The organism is Pseudomonas baetica, from assembly GCF_019733355.1.
GTDB lineage: Bacteria > Pseudomonadota > Gammaproteobacteria > Pseudomonadales > Pseudomonadaceae > Aquipseudomonas > Aquipseudomonas baetica_A.
Genome location: NZ_JAIHLQ010000005.1, coordinates 182235 through 197226, shown reverse-complemented (window position 1 = coordinate 197226; position 14992 = coordinate 182235). Strand labels below are relative to the sequence as shown.

The 14992-nt window shown below is 57.4% G+C and carries 19 protein-coding genes; 18 read left to right on the top strand and 1 reads right to left on the bottom strand.

Translation table 11 applies throughout. From position 1 onward, the window contains the following. Window positions 1-58: 58 nt before the first annotated feature. Window positions 59-979 (bottom strand): restriction endonuclease, encoded by a 921-nt coding sequence (locus tag K5E40_RS06895; RefSeq protein WP_221730227.1) that lies wholly within the window; start codon window positions 977-979, stop codon window positions 59-61. A 317-nt stretch (window positions 980-1296) separates the two neighbouring features. Here K5E40_RS06895 and K5E40_RS06890 point away from each other — a divergent pair, with 317 nt between their 5' ends. From K5E40_RS06890 to K5E40_RS06805, 18 genes are all read left to right on the top strand, one after another. Then, the gene (locus tag K5E40_RS06890) at window positions 1297-2547 is read left to right on the top strand and encodes a site-specific integrase (protein ID WP_221730226.1); all 1251 of its coding nucleotides are present in this window, start codon (window positions 1297-1299) and stop codon (window positions 2545-2547) included. A 107-nt stretch (window positions 2548-2654) separates the two neighbouring features. Further along, the gene (locus K5E40_RS06885) at window positions 2655-3518 is read left to right on the top strand and encodes a hypothetical protein (protein ID WP_221730225.1); all 864 of its coding nucleotides are present in this window, start codon (window positions 2655-2657) and stop codon (window positions 3516-3518) included. Window positions 3519-3648: 130 nt separating this feature from the next. Beyond that, a complete protein-coding gene (locus K5E40_RS06880; protein ID WP_153367449.1) occupies window positions 3649-3876 on the top strand; it encodes an AlpA family transcriptional regulator in 228 nt (75 codons plus the stop codon). A 1-nt stretch (window position 3877) separates the two neighbouring features. Further along, on the top strand, window positions 3878-4252 hold the full coding sequence (locus K5E40_RS06875; RefSeq protein WP_311775942.1) for a hypothetical protein: 375 nt from the start codon (window positions 3878-3880) through the stop codon (window positions 4250-4252). A gap of 281 nt (window positions 4253-4533) precedes the next feature. Next, window positions 4534-4707: a hypothetical protein gene (locus K5E40_RS06870; protein WP_194287925.1), complete on the top strand. Its 174-nt coding sequence runs from the start codon at window positions 4534-4536 to the stop codon at window positions 4705-4707. Continuing rightward, window positions 4704-4991, top strand: coding sequence for a hypothetical protein (locus K5E40_RS06865; RefSeq protein WP_153367453.1), 288 nt, complete (start codon window positions 4704-4706; stop codon window positions 4989-4991). The genes K5E40_RS06870 and K5E40_RS06865 overlap by 4 nt, the downstream gene beginning before the upstream one ends. Then, on the top strand, window positions 4991-5212 hold the full coding sequence (locus tag K5E40_RS06860) for a hypothetical protein (RefSeq protein WP_153367455.1): 222 nt from the start codon (window positions 4991-4993) through the stop codon (window positions 5210-5212). Before K5E40_RS06865 ends, K5E40_RS06860 begins: the two co-directional genes overlap by 1 nt. Before the next feature lie 6 nt (window positions 5213-5218). Then, on the top strand, window positions 5219-5506 hold the full coding sequence (locus K5E40_RS06855; protein WP_153367457.1) for a hypothetical protein: 288 nt from the start codon (window positions 5219-5221) through the stop codon (window positions 5504-5506). Beyond that, entirely contained in the window at window positions 5499-5756 is a 258-nt protein-coding gene (locus K5E40_RS06850; RefSeq protein ID WP_153438700.1) for a hypothetical protein, read from the top strand. Before K5E40_RS06855 ends, K5E40_RS06850 begins: the two co-directional genes overlap by 8 nt. A 2-nt stretch (window positions 5757-5758) precedes the next feature. Then, on the top strand, window positions 5759-6640 hold the full coding sequence (locus K5E40_RS06845) for a YdaU family protein (protein WP_194289243.1): 882 nt from the start codon (window positions 5759-5761) through the stop codon (window positions 6638-6640). Further along, a complete protein-coding gene (locus K5E40_RS35375; protein WP_194289242.1) occupies window positions 6627-7424 on the top strand; it encodes an ATP-binding protein in 798 nt (265 codons plus the stop codon). The genes K5E40_RS06845 and K5E40_RS35375 overlap by 14 nt, the downstream gene beginning before the upstream one ends. Next, on the top strand, window positions 7421-8788 hold the full coding sequence (locus K5E40_RS06835; RefSeq protein ID WP_153438697.1) for a DnaB-like helicase C-terminal domain-containing protein: 1368 nt from the start codon (window positions 7421-7423) through the stop codon (window positions 8786-8788). The genes K5E40_RS35375 and K5E40_RS06835 overlap by 4 nt, the downstream gene beginning before the upstream one ends. Then, window positions 8778-9701, top strand: coding sequence for a hypothetical protein (locus K5E40_RS06830; protein WP_311775941.1), 924 nt, complete (start codon window positions 8778-8780; stop codon window positions 9699-9701). The genes K5E40_RS06835 and K5E40_RS06830 overlap by 11 nt, the downstream gene beginning before the upstream one ends. Window positions 9702-9800: 99 nt before the next feature. After that, the gene (locus K5E40_RS06825) at window positions 9801-10430 is read left to right on the top strand and encodes a helix-turn-helix domain-containing protein (RefSeq protein WP_153367465.1); all 630 of its coding nucleotides are present in this window, start codon (window positions 9801-9803) and stop codon (window positions 10428-10430) included. A 135-nt stretch (window positions 10431-10565) separates the two neighbouring features. Then, window positions 10566-11261 carry a hypothetical protein gene (locus K5E40_RS06820; protein ID WP_221730224.1) on the top strand — a complete coding sequence of 232 codons (696 nt, stop codon included), beginning with the start codon at window positions 10566-10568 and terminating at the stop codon, window positions 11259-11261. Beyond that, on the top strand, window positions 11254-11988 hold the full coding sequence (locus K5E40_RS06815; protein WP_221730223.1) for a hypothetical protein: 735 nt from the start codon (window positions 11254-11256) through the stop codon (window positions 11986-11988). The genes K5E40_RS06820 and K5E40_RS06815 overlap by 8 nt, the downstream gene beginning before the upstream one ends. Window positions 11989-12410: 422 nt before the next feature. Beyond that, complete coding sequence (locus K5E40_RS06810; protein WP_221730222.1) at window positions 12411-12596, top strand: hypothetical protein; 186 nt, start codon at window positions 12411-12413, stop codon at window positions 12594-12596. A 566-nt stretch (window positions 12597-13162) separates the two neighbouring features. After that, entirely contained in the window at window positions 13163-14962 is a 1800-nt protein-coding gene (locus K5E40_RS06805) for a hypothetical protein (protein ID WP_221730221.1), read from the top strand. The last annotated feature ends 30 nt before the right edge of the window (window positions 14963-14992 follow it).

The window sequence follows — 14992 nt, the reverse complement described above, 5'->3', positions numbered from 1 at the left end:
GACCACAAGCCCAATGTGGAGATTTAGCTAGAAGGTTCGAACAGCAGAAACTTCAACGTTATTCCTCATCAAAGTAATCGCGATCCAGCGTCGGCAACCGCAACAAACGGGATGTCACGCCCACCTCATGATCCATCATCAGATGCACCAACCGCGTGCCGTCTACCAACACAATGCCATCCACCGATTTGGCGAAGTCGACAGCGTGCGCAGTAAAGCCAGAGGTGGTAATGAACACGCCACGCTTGGCTTTTTGCCCCGCGAGCGCTCCGTAGAACGCCTGCAGTTCAGGCCGGCCAACCGTGTTCTGCCAGCGCTTGGCCTGAACGTAAACCTTCTCCAGCCCCAATTTATCGAGCGAGATAATGCCGTCGATGCCCGCATCACCGGAACCGCCGACACGTTGCAGATCATTACGACTGGCGCCGTAACCCAGGCGATGAAGCACATCCAGCACGATCACTTCGAAGCGGTTGGGGCTGACTTGCAGCAAGTTGTCCAAAAGGTCGGCCGCCGTGGCATCGCGCAATTCTTTTAGCGCTCGCTCCAGTCGGTCGTCGGGGCTTTCGGTGGCGGAGGCCAGATCTGGCTCCACATTTGGTTGGTCATCCAGTGGCTCGGCATCAGGCGCGACTTTCAGCTTCACATTCATGTAGCCGATTGCTAAGTGCTCCACATCCTTGGCCGACAGTGGAAGTGCATGCTCCTTGGCGTACTGCACGCCTGCATCAGTCAACTTCCAATAACCGCGTTTGGCACTGCTGGAAAGACCGGCACGCTTGAGACGGTCGTGTGCCCAGCCTGACCGGTTCTTGTAGGTGGCCTGACCACTCGCGATCAACTCCTCACGCTGCGCTTCTGTTAACTGCAGCATTTTGGCTGCCGCTTCGTGGGCGTCCCGAGCAATTGCACCGTTTGGTTTTGTGGCGAGAAACCGCAGGATCGGTTCGATAAACTGATCGTAGGTTGGAACGGACATGGGCGCATCCCTGTGCTGATGGGCGTTTTTGAACTGACCGGCGGGCAAGTATAAATTAACCCTCGCTGAGGATGCCTTCGTGAGTTGGCGCTGGGGCCGTGAAAGCGTAAGCCGCTGTTGCTAGGAAGGAATCAGGCATTAAAAAGCCGGCTTGTGGCCGGCATTTCATTCTTTCACTGGTTTTTACTTAATTTCACTGCGCCCTATGCTCTGCATGGCTTTGAACATAGTATTCTTCCACTGAGATTCAGAAATACACACCAAAAACCACGTGTGGCGGTGTGGGTCAGAGTGGGGGTCAGGTGAGGCGAGGGTGAATGTCAAAGCTAACAGTCAAGGGTGTTGAGAGCCTTGTAAAAGGAGGCGTCCCTGGAATGGCCGGGGACGGTAAAGGCCTTTATTTTCAGATCAGCAAGACTGGCGGAACAAGCTGGATCTACCGCTACAAGTTTGTGGGCAAGGAGCGCTATATGGGCCTTGGGAAGTTTCCCGAGATCACCCTGGCCAAGGCCCGGGAATTGGCCGCCGACGCTCGCAAGCTGCTAGCACTAGAAAAGGATCCGCTTGAAACTCGTGATGCCGAACGCGACGCTCAGCGTGATGCTCGACGAGAGCTGGAAGCAAAGCGAATCACATTCGAGACTTTGGCGACTGAGTACCTTGACGCACACGGTGCGGGATGGTCAGAAAAGTGGCGCAAGGGCTGGCTGCGGAAGCTTGAGCTTTACGCCTTCCCTCACATCGGCAAGCTTTCGGCCAGCGGGATTGAGACGGAGCAAATGCTCAAGGTTCTCCAGTCCATCTGGGCCAGTAAGACCCGTACCGCCGATGAAGTCCGTGGGCAGATTGAGCAGGTACTTGATGCTGCAAAGGCACGAGGTCTGCGCTCTGGTGACAATCCCGCTCGCTGGAGAGGGCATCTTGATAATTTTCTGAGCAAGGCTGAAAAGAAGAAAGCAAGAAAGCGTCAGCACTTCTCTGCGATGAAATGGCAGGATGTCCCGGCCCTCATGGTGAAGCTCAAAGCGCTCGGCAACGTCCGCGACGCAACGGCCACACGCTTGATGATCCTGACGGGAGCCCGCTCGCATATGGTGCGATTTGCGTCCTGGAGTGAGTTCGACCTCAATGCAGGCATCTGGTCGCTACCTGCCGATCGTATGAAGATGCGCGAGGCGTTTGATATTCCTCTGGCCCCGCAAGTTGTCCAGCTGCTTGAGGCATTGTCGCGCATTGAGGGTAGTCCGTATCTTTTTCCAGGGCAGGGCAAGACAGGAGTCATACATGCGAATGCGATCCGCAACCTGTTACACGGTCTGGAGCATGCCGATATTACGCGCCATGGATTCCGCTCCACATTTCGAGACTGGGCAGGGGAACGTACCAACTTCCCCCGTGAGGTTTGTGAACTGGCGCTAGCGCATGACGAACGAGACCAGACCGAGGGGGCTTACTCGCGCTCTGATCTGTTTGATAAGCGCCGCAAACTGATGGATGCTTGGGCGAAATACACGACTTCGACACCTGTAGATAAGGTTGTTCAGGTCGAATTCAGCAAAAGGGCTTAACGGTTTTGGTCGGTCTAGGGTAGCTCCCGAAAAGCAGGCTCCCACCTGCGTGGCTGACCATTCTATTTGAAGCATTGGGATACGCCCAGGGAGGCGGAGTGAGCAGTATGCTTGAAGATTACGTAAGAAAGATTTACCGCGAGGATCAAGAGCGCGAGAGAGTTTTTGCCAACACTAATTTCGACAGCATGACCGATGATTATTGGTATCACCTATCTCGTACATCAGTTAATGCTCAGCAAGCAGCCTTTCTGATTGCCAATATCTCGCCTAAAGCCAAGGAGGATTTTCTCAATCAGAAAAAACGAAGCCTGCTCGCAGACGCCAGGATGCTCATTGATACCTGCCAAATCGAAAGTATGTCAGCGCCAGAGTGGCTGCGATGGGCCAATGAGCACTCCGATTCGCCACCTGATCTAATGAAAGAGAAAGAGCGAGTCGAACGGGTGCTCTTGGCCTTCGACCGCAACCCTGGAAAACAGCAGAAGGCCGAGCTGGACGAGTTGCACCAGGCGCTTAAGCGAGAGCAAGCCAAAAACCAAGAGCTGTCCCGTAGGCTAGAAAATACTGAATGCGCTCTTGATGCTGCGCAACAAGGGGAGGCAGAGGCACGATCAGAATATGAAACTGCCGGGCACGTTCACGACGTCATGATGAGGGAATCACGTGAGGCTATTGAATTGGAACTTCTTCCTCCGCTGAAGGCTGAATTGGAAATCGCACGCACTGAGATAGAGCAGTTAAAACTGGAGATTGATAAAGCTAAAGAGCGCGCTTCATACCGCCTTCTTACCGCCGCTCTCCTCAGTCTACTGGAGGAGCCTGGCAGGCAATCAGGGATGACGCGGACAGGGATCCAGGAAATGATTCTGACGCGATTCAGTGCATGGCGGGGACTGAGGAGTCGCACCCTCCAAACTATGTTCGCGGAAGCAAATGATGCAGCCAAAGAAGCTGGCGCCGCATCCTGATCACTGCAGGAACCACCGCAATTGCGGTTCTATTTTCCGCAATTGCGGTGACCACCGCCCACTAGACACCTAGATTCACAGTCATTCACAGAGCCCATAAGGGGCCTCTGTTAGTCGAGAGGAAACGACGATGACTGTAATTAATCAGGCCGCCCAAGCCGCCGCTCCACACACTGGCAACCGGATCATGCGTCTGAAGGACGTCAAGGCTGCGTGCGGGTTTGGCACTACTCATATCTACAACTTGATGAATGCTGGCAAGTTTCCCCGGTCGCGCCGTATTGGCATCCGGGCGGTAGGTTGGGATGGTCGCGCGGTCGATCAATGGATTTTTGATCGCCTGAACGGGGCGGAATAAAGTGACGGACACAAAAAAGGCCGACCAAACGGCCAGCCCCAAAAAAACTCACGTTGATCATACCAGTCAAGAGTCGCTCATCAAAGCGGCCAGCGCATTCAGTAAGCAATCTCGCATCCTGGCTCACCTGCTGGCTGGCGAGTCGCTTAACCGCTTTGATGCTGAGCGTTTGGGTGATCATTGCTTGCCGACCACTATCAGCAGCCTGACAAGTCGCTTCGGTCTGTTGTTCCAGCATGAGCCGGAGCAGGTGCCCAATCGCTTTGGTGGCCTTACTCGCGTGGTACGTCACAGCCTGCCGGAAAGCCAGCATGGCAGCGCGCGCAGCGTCCTGGTGCGGATGTTGGAAGGTAAAAACCTGAAGGTGGCGGCATGATCGCTCTTGCTAACACTCCTACCTGCATGTATCGTTTCTCTGTCGCTGCAAATTCAGCGAACGGGTTTGGTAGCCCGATCAGTAAACGGCGCAACAGCGCCCCCATCACGATTGCAGGCGCTTTTTTTACGCCTGCTATTCAGTGTTATGGCGGCTGTGCGTGGAAGGGCTTCGGCCCTGCCGGGTTCCGTTTACTCCGGTCTACCAATCCGCGTACAGCTGTCACCCATTCGTTTGGTAGCGAACGTGGCAGCTCCAGCCAAGTAAACGGAGCTCCACCCATGCAATTATCCCCTACTCGCAATCCGTCCACCCCCAGCACCCGCGCCGCGGCGTTCCGCGCCATGGCCTTCGCCGCTCTGCATGCTGACTCGTCCCTGGCCGTGCGCCTGACCCGATACAACGCCCACATGGCCCGCGCTCGCCAACTGGAAGCACAGGAGGCGACCCAATGAGCTCCGTTGCCCAACTGAATAAAAAATCACCCGCTAAACCGGTCGTGGACTTCCGAGCACATGCCGAAAGCGATGCCACCCTTATGCGCCGCTCCGGCCGTGCCATGGGGGCAATCGCGGGGTTGATTGGCGAGAACCTAAGCCGTCTTGATATCGAAGACGACAGCGACTTCCTGACCCCCTCCGCCTTGAGCGGCCTTCTGGAAGCCGTACAGCTCCTTGCAGATCAACTGGCAGAGCGCGGTGAAGATCTTGGCGAAATTATTGCCGCAGGGAGTGTGTAATGAGCGCACCACTCACGGCAGTGCAAATCATCAAGAGCACTCACGACGGTATTAACAGTGCCTCAACCGTATTCGAACTCGATAGCGCGATGAACGCGGGCGATGGCTGCCTGAACACGTTGCGCCAGCTTGAGTTGATCGATAACGGCCAGTGGATCCGAGAAACCAACGATCTTTGCTCTCGCACGGAACGTCGTCGCACCGAACTGTTGGGGAACTAACTGAACATGAATAACCAAACCTGCAACACAGTGGGTGCGCTCCCGGCTTGCTCGAAGAAAGCCACCGAACTCTGGTACGTCACCCATCCGAAAGCCCCCAAGGCACTTCTGGGGCCGTTCTTGAGCCACGCCGACGCCGAGTGCGGGCGCGTAGTAATGCGAAGTGCTGACGCTGTTGTAACCGCCTGCCTCGTGGGTTCAATCGACGACATTGCCCACGGACACGGGGTTAACAACGGTCGAGTATGCCGTGCCTTTGCTGGCGCTGATCGCTCGGGGGTGAACCATGAGTAAGACAACCTATCTCACACCTCAGCAGCTCTTCGAGGAATCGATGCGCAATATCGCCCGGTCGACTAGCCCTGCCGAAGTTGATCGGGCTGGGAATAAGGCCATGGATCGCTTCGACGCACTCCTGCTCATCGGCGAGATTGACCTGGCTCAAGCAGGAGATTGGGCCATGCAAGCCTGCCACAAGGCTACCGATATGTTGCTGCTGATCCGCGAAGCCGATCAGCGTGCTGCTGACGGGCTGGAGATCTAAGTATGAACTTCTATCCGTTCCATCCGGGCGATTACACGCTCAGAACGGGGCACCTGGATCTTATTGAGGATCTCGCGTATCGCCGGTTGATCGACCTGTACTACCTCAACGAAGCACCTCTCAAGGGAGATATTGAAAGCATCGCCAGAGTGATTCGCATGCGGTCGAACTCCGCAGAAGTTGGTTCTGTGCTTGGTGAGTTCTTCACTGAAACCCCGGATGGTTGGCGCCACCCGCATTGCGATGGGTTGATTGCCAAGTACCACGCAAAGGCCAAGCAGGCGGCTGAAAACGGAAAGCTGGGGGGGCGCCCAAAGAAACCCAGCAACAACCCGGACGGTTCTAAATCAAAACCCAGCAATAACCCAGAAGAAACCCAGCCGGTTATTTCCGCTAACCCAGAGGAAACCGGATCGAAAACTAACCAAGAACCAAGAACCAATAACCAGAACCAAGTAGATCAAGAGCAGGTCACCGCTGTCGCGTTGCACTCTGCTGCTGTACAGGTCGAGCAGGATGTAAATGGCGAGGACTCAGCCCAAACCAAGCCGCAACGAGCCAAGCGCCTGCCGCCCAACTGGACGCTTCCCCCTGACTGGATGGCATGGGCTGCGACTGATCGCCCTGAGTTCACCAGCGACCTGCTGGCACGGGAGGGTGAGAAGTTCGCCGATCACTGGCACTCGCTGTCTGGCAGCAAGGCGACAAAGCTGGATTGGTTCGCCACCTGGCGTAACTGGATCCGCAACGCTCGGCTGCCAGTCAATGTTCACCAGCTACCGCAGCGGTCGAGCTTTGTGAACCTGTCGCCAGTAAACGCTGAAGAGATCCGCGCCAAGACCGAAGAAAACGCAAAACTGGGGGTGTGTCGTGCAAATTTCTAAATTTGGCGCCAAGCCACGTGTAAAAACCCGCATCGACATCTGTCCGACCCATGGCGAGTACGATCACAAGCTGGTCGAGGCCTTCGATGGACAGAACTTGGTGCTGACCTGCCCACGCTGCCGCTGGGAGGCCATCAATATTGCTGACACCTGTAGCGAGGCTCATACCGCGGCGGTGGCCAATAAGCGCGGGGAAGCTCTGAACGCCGCTCTATTCGCCACCGGTATTGCTCCGCGCTTTCGCAGCTGCTCGCTGGGTAACTACCTGACCCGGCTGGAGGGCCAGAAGATTGCCGTGGGCACCTGCCAGGCATATGTCGACCAGTTCGAAGAGAATTTGGCCGCCGGCCGCTGCTTACTGCTACTCGGCAACTTCGGCAACGGTAAGACGCATTTGGGTTGTGCGATCCTTAAGGAAGTAGTGACCCGCTACGGCGTCTCCGCGCTGTACGCCCCTACCCCCGACATCATTGCCGCGCTCAAGGCCAGCTTTGTGCGCGACTCGTGCCCTACCGAGCAGAGCATCCTGACCGAACTAACTAAGGTCGACCTGCTGCTGATCGACGAGCTGGGCGCGCAGGGCGGAACTGAGTTCGAGCGCCAATCCCTGCACCAGATCATCGATACCCGGTACCGAAATATGCTGCCAACGATCGTCACCTCGAACTTGCCCAGCGCCAAGCTGTCTGCCTACATCGGCGATCGCGCCCTAGATCGTCTGCGCGAGAATGGTGGCCAGGCCATTGCCTTCGACTGGGAATCTTCCCGTGGAGGAGAGCAATGAGCCGCGAACTATTCAGCCTCGAGGCTGAGCACGGCGTCCTAGGTGCGATGATGAAGGACACCAGCCTGCTTGATTCCATTAGCAACAAGGTCACTGCAGCCGACTTCTACTACCTGAAAACCGCTGCGATGTACCAGGTGATTTTGGACTGTCACGCCTCCGGCGAGCCTATCGACCCGGTAACTGTCGGCACATTCCGCGAACGCTTGCCGAACGGCGAATCGACCCTCGCCTACGCCGTCGAGATCGCTATGAATGTGCCAAGCGCCGCCAACTGGGCCAGCTACGCCAGGACTGTTCGGGAGCGCGCTGTGTTGCGGCGACTGGTGGATGCGGCTGATTCAGTCCGCGACTCGGCCACCGAGAACCTGCCGCTAGCTCAGATCATCGCAAGCGCTCAGCAGGCCATGGCGGATCTGCGCGATCTGGATGACGGGGAGCCGGATTACAAGCGAATCGATGAAATCATCGAGAAGAACATCGATACCATCGACGCCAAGCACAACGGCAGGCAGGAAAGCGGACTATCCAGCGGGTTGCCGGATCTGGACAAGCTGACCCGTGGCCTACGTCCGCGCACCGTCACCGTCGTGGCTGGCTTGCCCGGTAGCGGCAAGACCACCTTGGGCTTGCAGATTGCCCAGCACATAGCCATAAGCGGCGCCGGCACTGCGTTGGTATTCAGCCTGGAGATGCCCGAAGAAGAACTTGGTCAGCGCGTGCTGGCATCGCTTGGTTCGGTCGATATCGGCCGGCTGGATAGCGGAACCGACATGCAGGACGGCGACTGGGCCGGGCTGACTGCGGCGGTGGCCAAGATCAAAGGCAAGCCGTTGTACGTCTGTGACCGCCCCGGCATGACTCCGGCGCGCATTCGCTCCGTTGCTAGGCAGGTACAGCGCGACCACGGGCTGGACGTACTCATGGTGGATTATCTCGGTCTGGTACCTGGTGACGCCAAGGGTCGAAGCCGTGCGGAAGAAGTCGGGAAGATAACTAAGGCTATGGTCAATCTCGCCAAAGAGCTTGGCGTGCCAGTGATCTTGCTGTCACAGCTCAATCGCGAGTCGACCAAACGTGTCGGAAAGAAGCCAGTATCCTCCGACCTGCGCGACTCCGGCGAGATCGAGGCAGACGCCCATTGCATCCTGATGGTTCATCGGGACATGGATACCGAGCAAGGCCAGAACGGCGTCACCGAGATTCTGATGACAAAATGCAGGCACGCGCCGGTCGGGTCATGCCTCGTACAGCAACAGGGCCTGTTCTCCCGGTTCGTGAGCTTCGCTGGCACCCGCGAGGCCAATCAGGACGAATACGACGCCGGGCGCGACTTCTCGGGGAAATTCAGCCGTGGATTCTAAAAAGATAACGGTGAAACAGCCTGTTTCAGAGGAGCAACGCCGCCAGGTACTCGACCTACGCCGCCGTCACTCGCTGCGCGAAGTGGCCGAGGCTACCGGCCTTCCGCTGGGGACAGTGAAGACCCTAGTTTCACGCTCAGGGGCATTCCGCGACAACGACCAGCACCGTAACCTGTTCACTCTGCCGCCGATCAAGGTCAGCAGCGAAACCGTGCCCAGCGTGCCCGAACTGCCGCCGCAAGAGGTCGTTACCGGCGACAAGGAAGTGGACGCCGTGCTGTGGCTGCGCTCGATCATCAACACCGGCCAGGCCGCGCTGATCGAACTGGCCATGGAAGCGGCCAAGCGGATCAAGACGTCGCATGATGTGCTGGAGAGGCGGTACCGGGATTACCTGACTGCTACCAATCCCGGCAACCCGTTCGCCGCGATGTCATCGTTTGGCTTCGCTGACCTTGAGTTGCTGGTAAGTCGGGCAATCGAGCAGCACCAGCTACGACTGGAGGGTGTCGCCCGCTTTGATGGCGATCTGTTGGCTGATACCGAGGCTGACACTTTCTGTATAGACGCACTGCGAGGCCTGGAGGCATCAGGCCAGTTTGGAGACTTCGACAAGAGCGAAGTAGCCGCCCGCTTCAGCGCCCACCCGGAGCTACTGCCGCACACCCTGGCGGATTGTCTTTACGAGCTGGACTATTGGAATCAGCTCTACCGGCTACGCAATGCGGTAGACAGGGACGCCAGCGACGGGCCAGCCGAAGCGACGGCGCGAGATTGGTTTGTGTTCAGCCTACTGGCAGAGATCCGGCCACGGAACAAAGCGGAAGCGCTGGCAGTGTTCCGCTACCTGATCGCCAGTCAACGCGACGATATGACAGAAAGCGAAGCCATTCTCTGCAACCTGATTGGTTGATGCTGATTTCGAATCACCTGAGCTCACCTTGTTGATCAGAGCGCAGCCTTGCTAGGTTAGAAGTGACCACGTCCTTGACCCTCAAGTAGGATCGCACCAATGAACACGGATCAAACCACGCAAGAAACACAGCATGCCGATTTGTGTCAGCCCAAACCAATCAGCCCCATTGGTTCGGCGGCTCCGTGTATCCGCCATCTTGCGCAGGTCAACAGGTTGGTCGGGGAGCGCGTGCGGGAGGCAAGGGGTCTGGCAGGTATCCCCCGAGATGAATTGGCTGACAAGATAGGGATTACAGCTGGTCATTTGGCCACGTTAGAAAATGGCCAAGACTCGCTGCAGGCTTGGCAAATTCGGCGTGTTGCTACTGTTTGTAAAGTTACAACTGATTTTCTATTGGGTCACTCCGAAGAGTCAGAGCTTGGCGAGCGGAGTGATACCGTCAGAGAGCTCTTAATTCAGATGGGTATCGCTTCAGAAGAAGTCCGAGCGCAAGACGTAGTAGAGAATATCCGCATCAAGTACGCACTGAGCGCCGCAAAATCATTGTCCGATATGCAGATCAGTGTCATTCAGGAGTTGGAGGAAGCTATGCAGCGAGTGATAGCACTTGATCCGCTCGGCTGGGCCAAAACTCGCGGCGGACTGCGTCTCGTAAACGCCATCGAAGAGAACTCACTTAAGGCTCGCCAGCTCCACTACCGGCTAAAAGGGGTTGCCCGGGGCTGATCAGATCCTGATTCACCTCACCAGCTATGCCGCACCCCCTACTTAAGCCTACCCGCGGGAAACCCAGACAATATGGGGGAAAAAGCAGGCGATTACGTTTGATGATTACTCCGAAATAAACACTCGGAGCAATGTATGGATCAGCCACCTGTTATCACATTCAACCTCAAAGACCGGGGGCGAGAGCACACCGGCGTCAAACGCTACTTCGACATTCCACGCATCGTCGCGGCGATCAACTCGCCCAAGTGTCAGGAGCGCGTGCGCAATCGCGAAATGCTTGGGTACCTCGGCCATTGGCCTCGAAACCACTTCGGCGCGATTCCAGCTCTGGGTGTGATTGCAGCTGGCAATTCTTTCCCATTAGAAGCTGCATTGGTCACAGTGATGCTACGCGCCTACCCAGACGGCACGATCGAGCACAAGACCGAGTTCCTGCTGAATAACGAGATGGGCAAGATCGCGGCGCGCGCCTTTGCGGGGAAGATTGGCGGTTTCTCCAGCGTCATCGACAACGACATTCCCGAGTTCTACGGCTTCGACTGGGTGAACGACCCGAACTTTTCTACCAACCGCGGCTATGGGTTGTCCATGGATAGCGCCACAGGTAGCCAGGTAAGTGCGGCAGCCGGCCATGCAGAGCAAATGTCCTTGATGCGTTCTCTGCTAGACACGGCGGAAGGCAAGATCTGCAAGCTGCTTGCCGAAAACGACGAGCTGCTGAATATCATCGCCATACGCCAGCCAGACAAAAGACCAGCGCGTAAAGTTTTGACTGAAAGTACGCCTGGGTACGAACAGCTGGCAGGGCGGTTTTTTAATCATGTTTGAGCCAGTGAAAGTAGGCCTGGGTGAGTTCCTGCAAGGCTTCTATGCCGAGCTGGTGCCCACCACCAAGGCTATGCACGAGTTCGTGGGTCGCGGCTATTCCTACTGTGTCGCCTCGGCGCCGTCGCGCATGATTGACCAGGTGAGCGAGATGCTTGAAGCGTGGCAGAAGAACGATACGGATCAGGCCACGACCAAGCCTCACAAGCTGCCAATAATCATCGTAGCGACCTCGAAGGACTACACCCCGGTCATGCACGACTTCGGTGTTCAGATATCTGACCCGATAGACGTCCAGTTCCCCGAGGATCCCAAGGGGCGCTACTTCCAGATGAAGATGATTGCAGGCGACATTCGAGCGCAGATAGTGATCATTGCCAGCGACGAGCCGACGGCCAAGAGCATCGCGGCTCAATTCTCGCTGTACTTGGATTCGCCAAGCCGTCGAGCATTCTACGGCCTGTACCCATTCGCGGGGATACAGCACGCCTATCCAATACAGATCGAGGCTCCCGACAATCCGGCGTCGAGCATCGACATTGGCTCGAAGAACATTACCTGCCTGGCCGTAGACATGACCTTGAAAGCATCTGTGCCCATGTTCATTGCGCCCAAGGCTGGCGAGCCAAACGACGGCAAGGGCGTGCCTGGCACCGACGATCCTGCCGGGTTTCAGTTGCTGCGGGAGTTCTCCGTTAACACCGTAGGCCTGGCGAAGGTGACCCAATGATTAAGATTCCGGCCAATATCAGTGGCTATCAGGGCTCGCACACGCGATGTGTCAGTACGCTCAAACAGCCGCAAATCTCGCCAACCCACACTGACACATTGAAGAGGCCCTGATGGACATTAGACACGACTCCGACGGGTTTTTGCTGGGCGCCAAGATTGAATCGCTGGGCGGTCAGCTCGACGATATCCACAACGAACTGCGAGCCATCAAAGGGACTCTCGCCGACTCGGTGCGAGCTCCGACTGTCGATACTCCGCCTTCGCGAGACGCCAACTCGAATGCGCCGCCGACCCCGAGCCCGGGTCGAGGATCTCGCTCGGATACACCACCTCCAACGGTTGTTCCGCCTTCGCGCGGCGATCGCGCAGCGCCCGGGCCCACACCGCCCGCCTCTCCGCCAGCCTCGCCTGGTGGACGGGATGAGCGTGGCCGATTCCGGAGAACCGGCGGCGGCGATCCGGGCGGTGAAAATGGCGGCGGGGGCAGTAGCTCTGGTGGTGATTCTGATAGTCGATCCGCTCGAGCTCTCGGAGGTATTGGCGAACGGCTGGTCGGAGCGGTTCGTGAAGTTGGTCAGGGAAGCGGAGAAGCTGATCCGTCAGTAAAAGCGTTCAACGAAATAGCAGAGCCCCTCTCCCGAGGGTTCGGCAAGATCTTCGGAGGCGGCGAGGACAAGAAGCAAGACCGTTGGTATAGAAGATTTTGGCGGGAGATGACCCAAAAGCGCCGTGACGATGAGGTTAATAACCGCGCCACACGACGCAGCCTACGCGACCTTCTGCTGGCTGGTCGTGGCGGTGAATCTGGCGGCGGCATCATGGGCATCCTGGCTCTGCTTTTTGGCCCACTGCTTGCGATGTTTGCGAAGTTCTTCTCGGGTTTCAGCAAGATATTCAAGCTTCTAGGCGCTATACCGGGGGTTAAAGCGCTTTCAAGCCTGATTCCAGGCAGAACGAGAGGCGGCGGTGGCGACCCGGCTCGTGGTGGATCAGGGAATCCAGGAGGCGGACGAGGTTCAAGGAACCCGCCAGGTGCTGGCGACCCAGGCGAGCGAGTACGGCGCGGAAGTCGAGGCCCGGCCCCGTCACCGATTCCACCAGGCGCTGGCGGAGCTGGTCGCGGGCTGCTTAAGCGCCTTCCCTTAATAGGATCGCTGCTCAGTCTTGGCTTTATGGCCAGCGACGTCATGTCCAGCGAGGGTGGAGAAGGCACTCGGGAAGAGAAGGACAGGTCTACCGGGTCGGCTGTTGGTCGCGGCCTTGGCAGTCTTGGCGGCATGGCGGCCGGCGCTGCTGCTGGAGCTTTGTTAGGGCCTGTCGGCGCAATTGTTGGTGGCATTGTCGGCGGCTTCATGGGCGACAAGGCCGGCGATATCATCGGCGACACGGTAGGCGGCTGGGTTAGCGATCTGCGCAACTCAGATATCGGTGGCGCCATAACCGAAAAGTGGGCCTATACGACTGAATTCATGGGCAGCCTGTGGAGTCAGTCTACAGCTGGAATTTCCGATCGATGGGCGGCCGTTAGTGACACTGTATCCAGCATGTGGACGACGGTGTCTGATTCGGCTAGCGCGGCGTGGGGCGCTGTTTCAGCGGGAGCAACGGCACTGTGGGATGGGGTCTCTTCGTCCCTGACAAGCGCTTGGACTACAGCCGTCGACAAAATGCAAGCGGGTTGGTCTAGCGCGGTAGATCTCGCCTCGAAAGGATGGGAAGCGCTGTCCGGCCTTGCTGGATCAGCCAAAGACTGGCTAAAGGAAAAGACCGGCGTAGATTTGGATAAGGTCTACGAGACAGTCAGCACCAGAGCAAGCGAGATTGTCGGCGGGGCTGGCGAGGTAGTAACAAGCGCCTGGGACAAAGCGGTCGATATTGCTGCCAGCGCAAAGGATGCGGTCAAGGCTGGCGCCGGTAAGGTGGCCGACGCTACAGGAATGACCAACGTTGTGAATGCAGTCAAGACTGCCGGGAAGGCGGCAGACAATAAGGTGAGCGGGCTCCGCGCGGGCAACAACTGGGCTGGCGCGAGAGATGACATTGTCGAGGCTTCGGAGGCGGCTGGCGTGGATCCCGGAGTCTTGGCGAAAATTGCGAAGTACGAAAGCAACTTCGATTCGGGTGCCACGCCTACCCGCAAAGACGGCACAAAGATCTCTAGCGCCCACGGCTATGGTCAATTTCTCGACGGCACTTGGACGGATTCAATAAACAAGCACGGCGCAAAATATGGGGTTGAGGGCGCGGGCAAACTGAATACAGAACAAGCGGCCAAATATCGAAACGACCCCAAGATACAAGCCGCGATGCTGGCCGAGTTCACAAAGGAAAACATCGATCAAGGCCGCAAGTATGGCGGACGGGACGACGATGCAAACGTGTATGCATTTCACAACCTCGGCGGCGGTGACGCGAAGAAGATGCTGAGCGGCATGAATGCTGGCATGGATGTTCGCCAGTCGCTCATGCAGGGGGTTAACACAGACAAGGGGCGGGCTCGGGTCGAGCAAGTCATTGCTGGAAACAAGGATCTATACGGTGACGGCAGCCGATCAGCCAAGGACGCTTACAAGGTAATGGGCGATCGCATGCGTGCTGGTGAATCATATGCCGAGGATGCTAGAAGTCATTTGCTCGCTAAAAACCAAGCGGCCTCAGCACCAGCAGAGATGGTCGCTTCGACAGCCCTGCCGTCGCCCACGGTCGCCTCCCCAGCGCTGTCTTCACCGACTGTGGCGGCTTCCAGCATGGCCCCCGCGGCTATTGCTGTCGTTCCGTCTGCGCCTTCTATTTCGATTGCGCCAGCGCCCGCCATCGCCGCCGTTGCCGAAGCACCAGAAATTGAGCGCATCTCCATGGGAGGCGGACGACGACAGGCCACAGCGCCGGCCGCTCCTACGCAAATCCCGCGTGACCTGGAAGATCGCCGAATCGCTCATATCGTCACGGGCGCCTACAGCGGCGCAGTCTGACGGGAAAAGACGCCCGGTAGCGCAATGCTA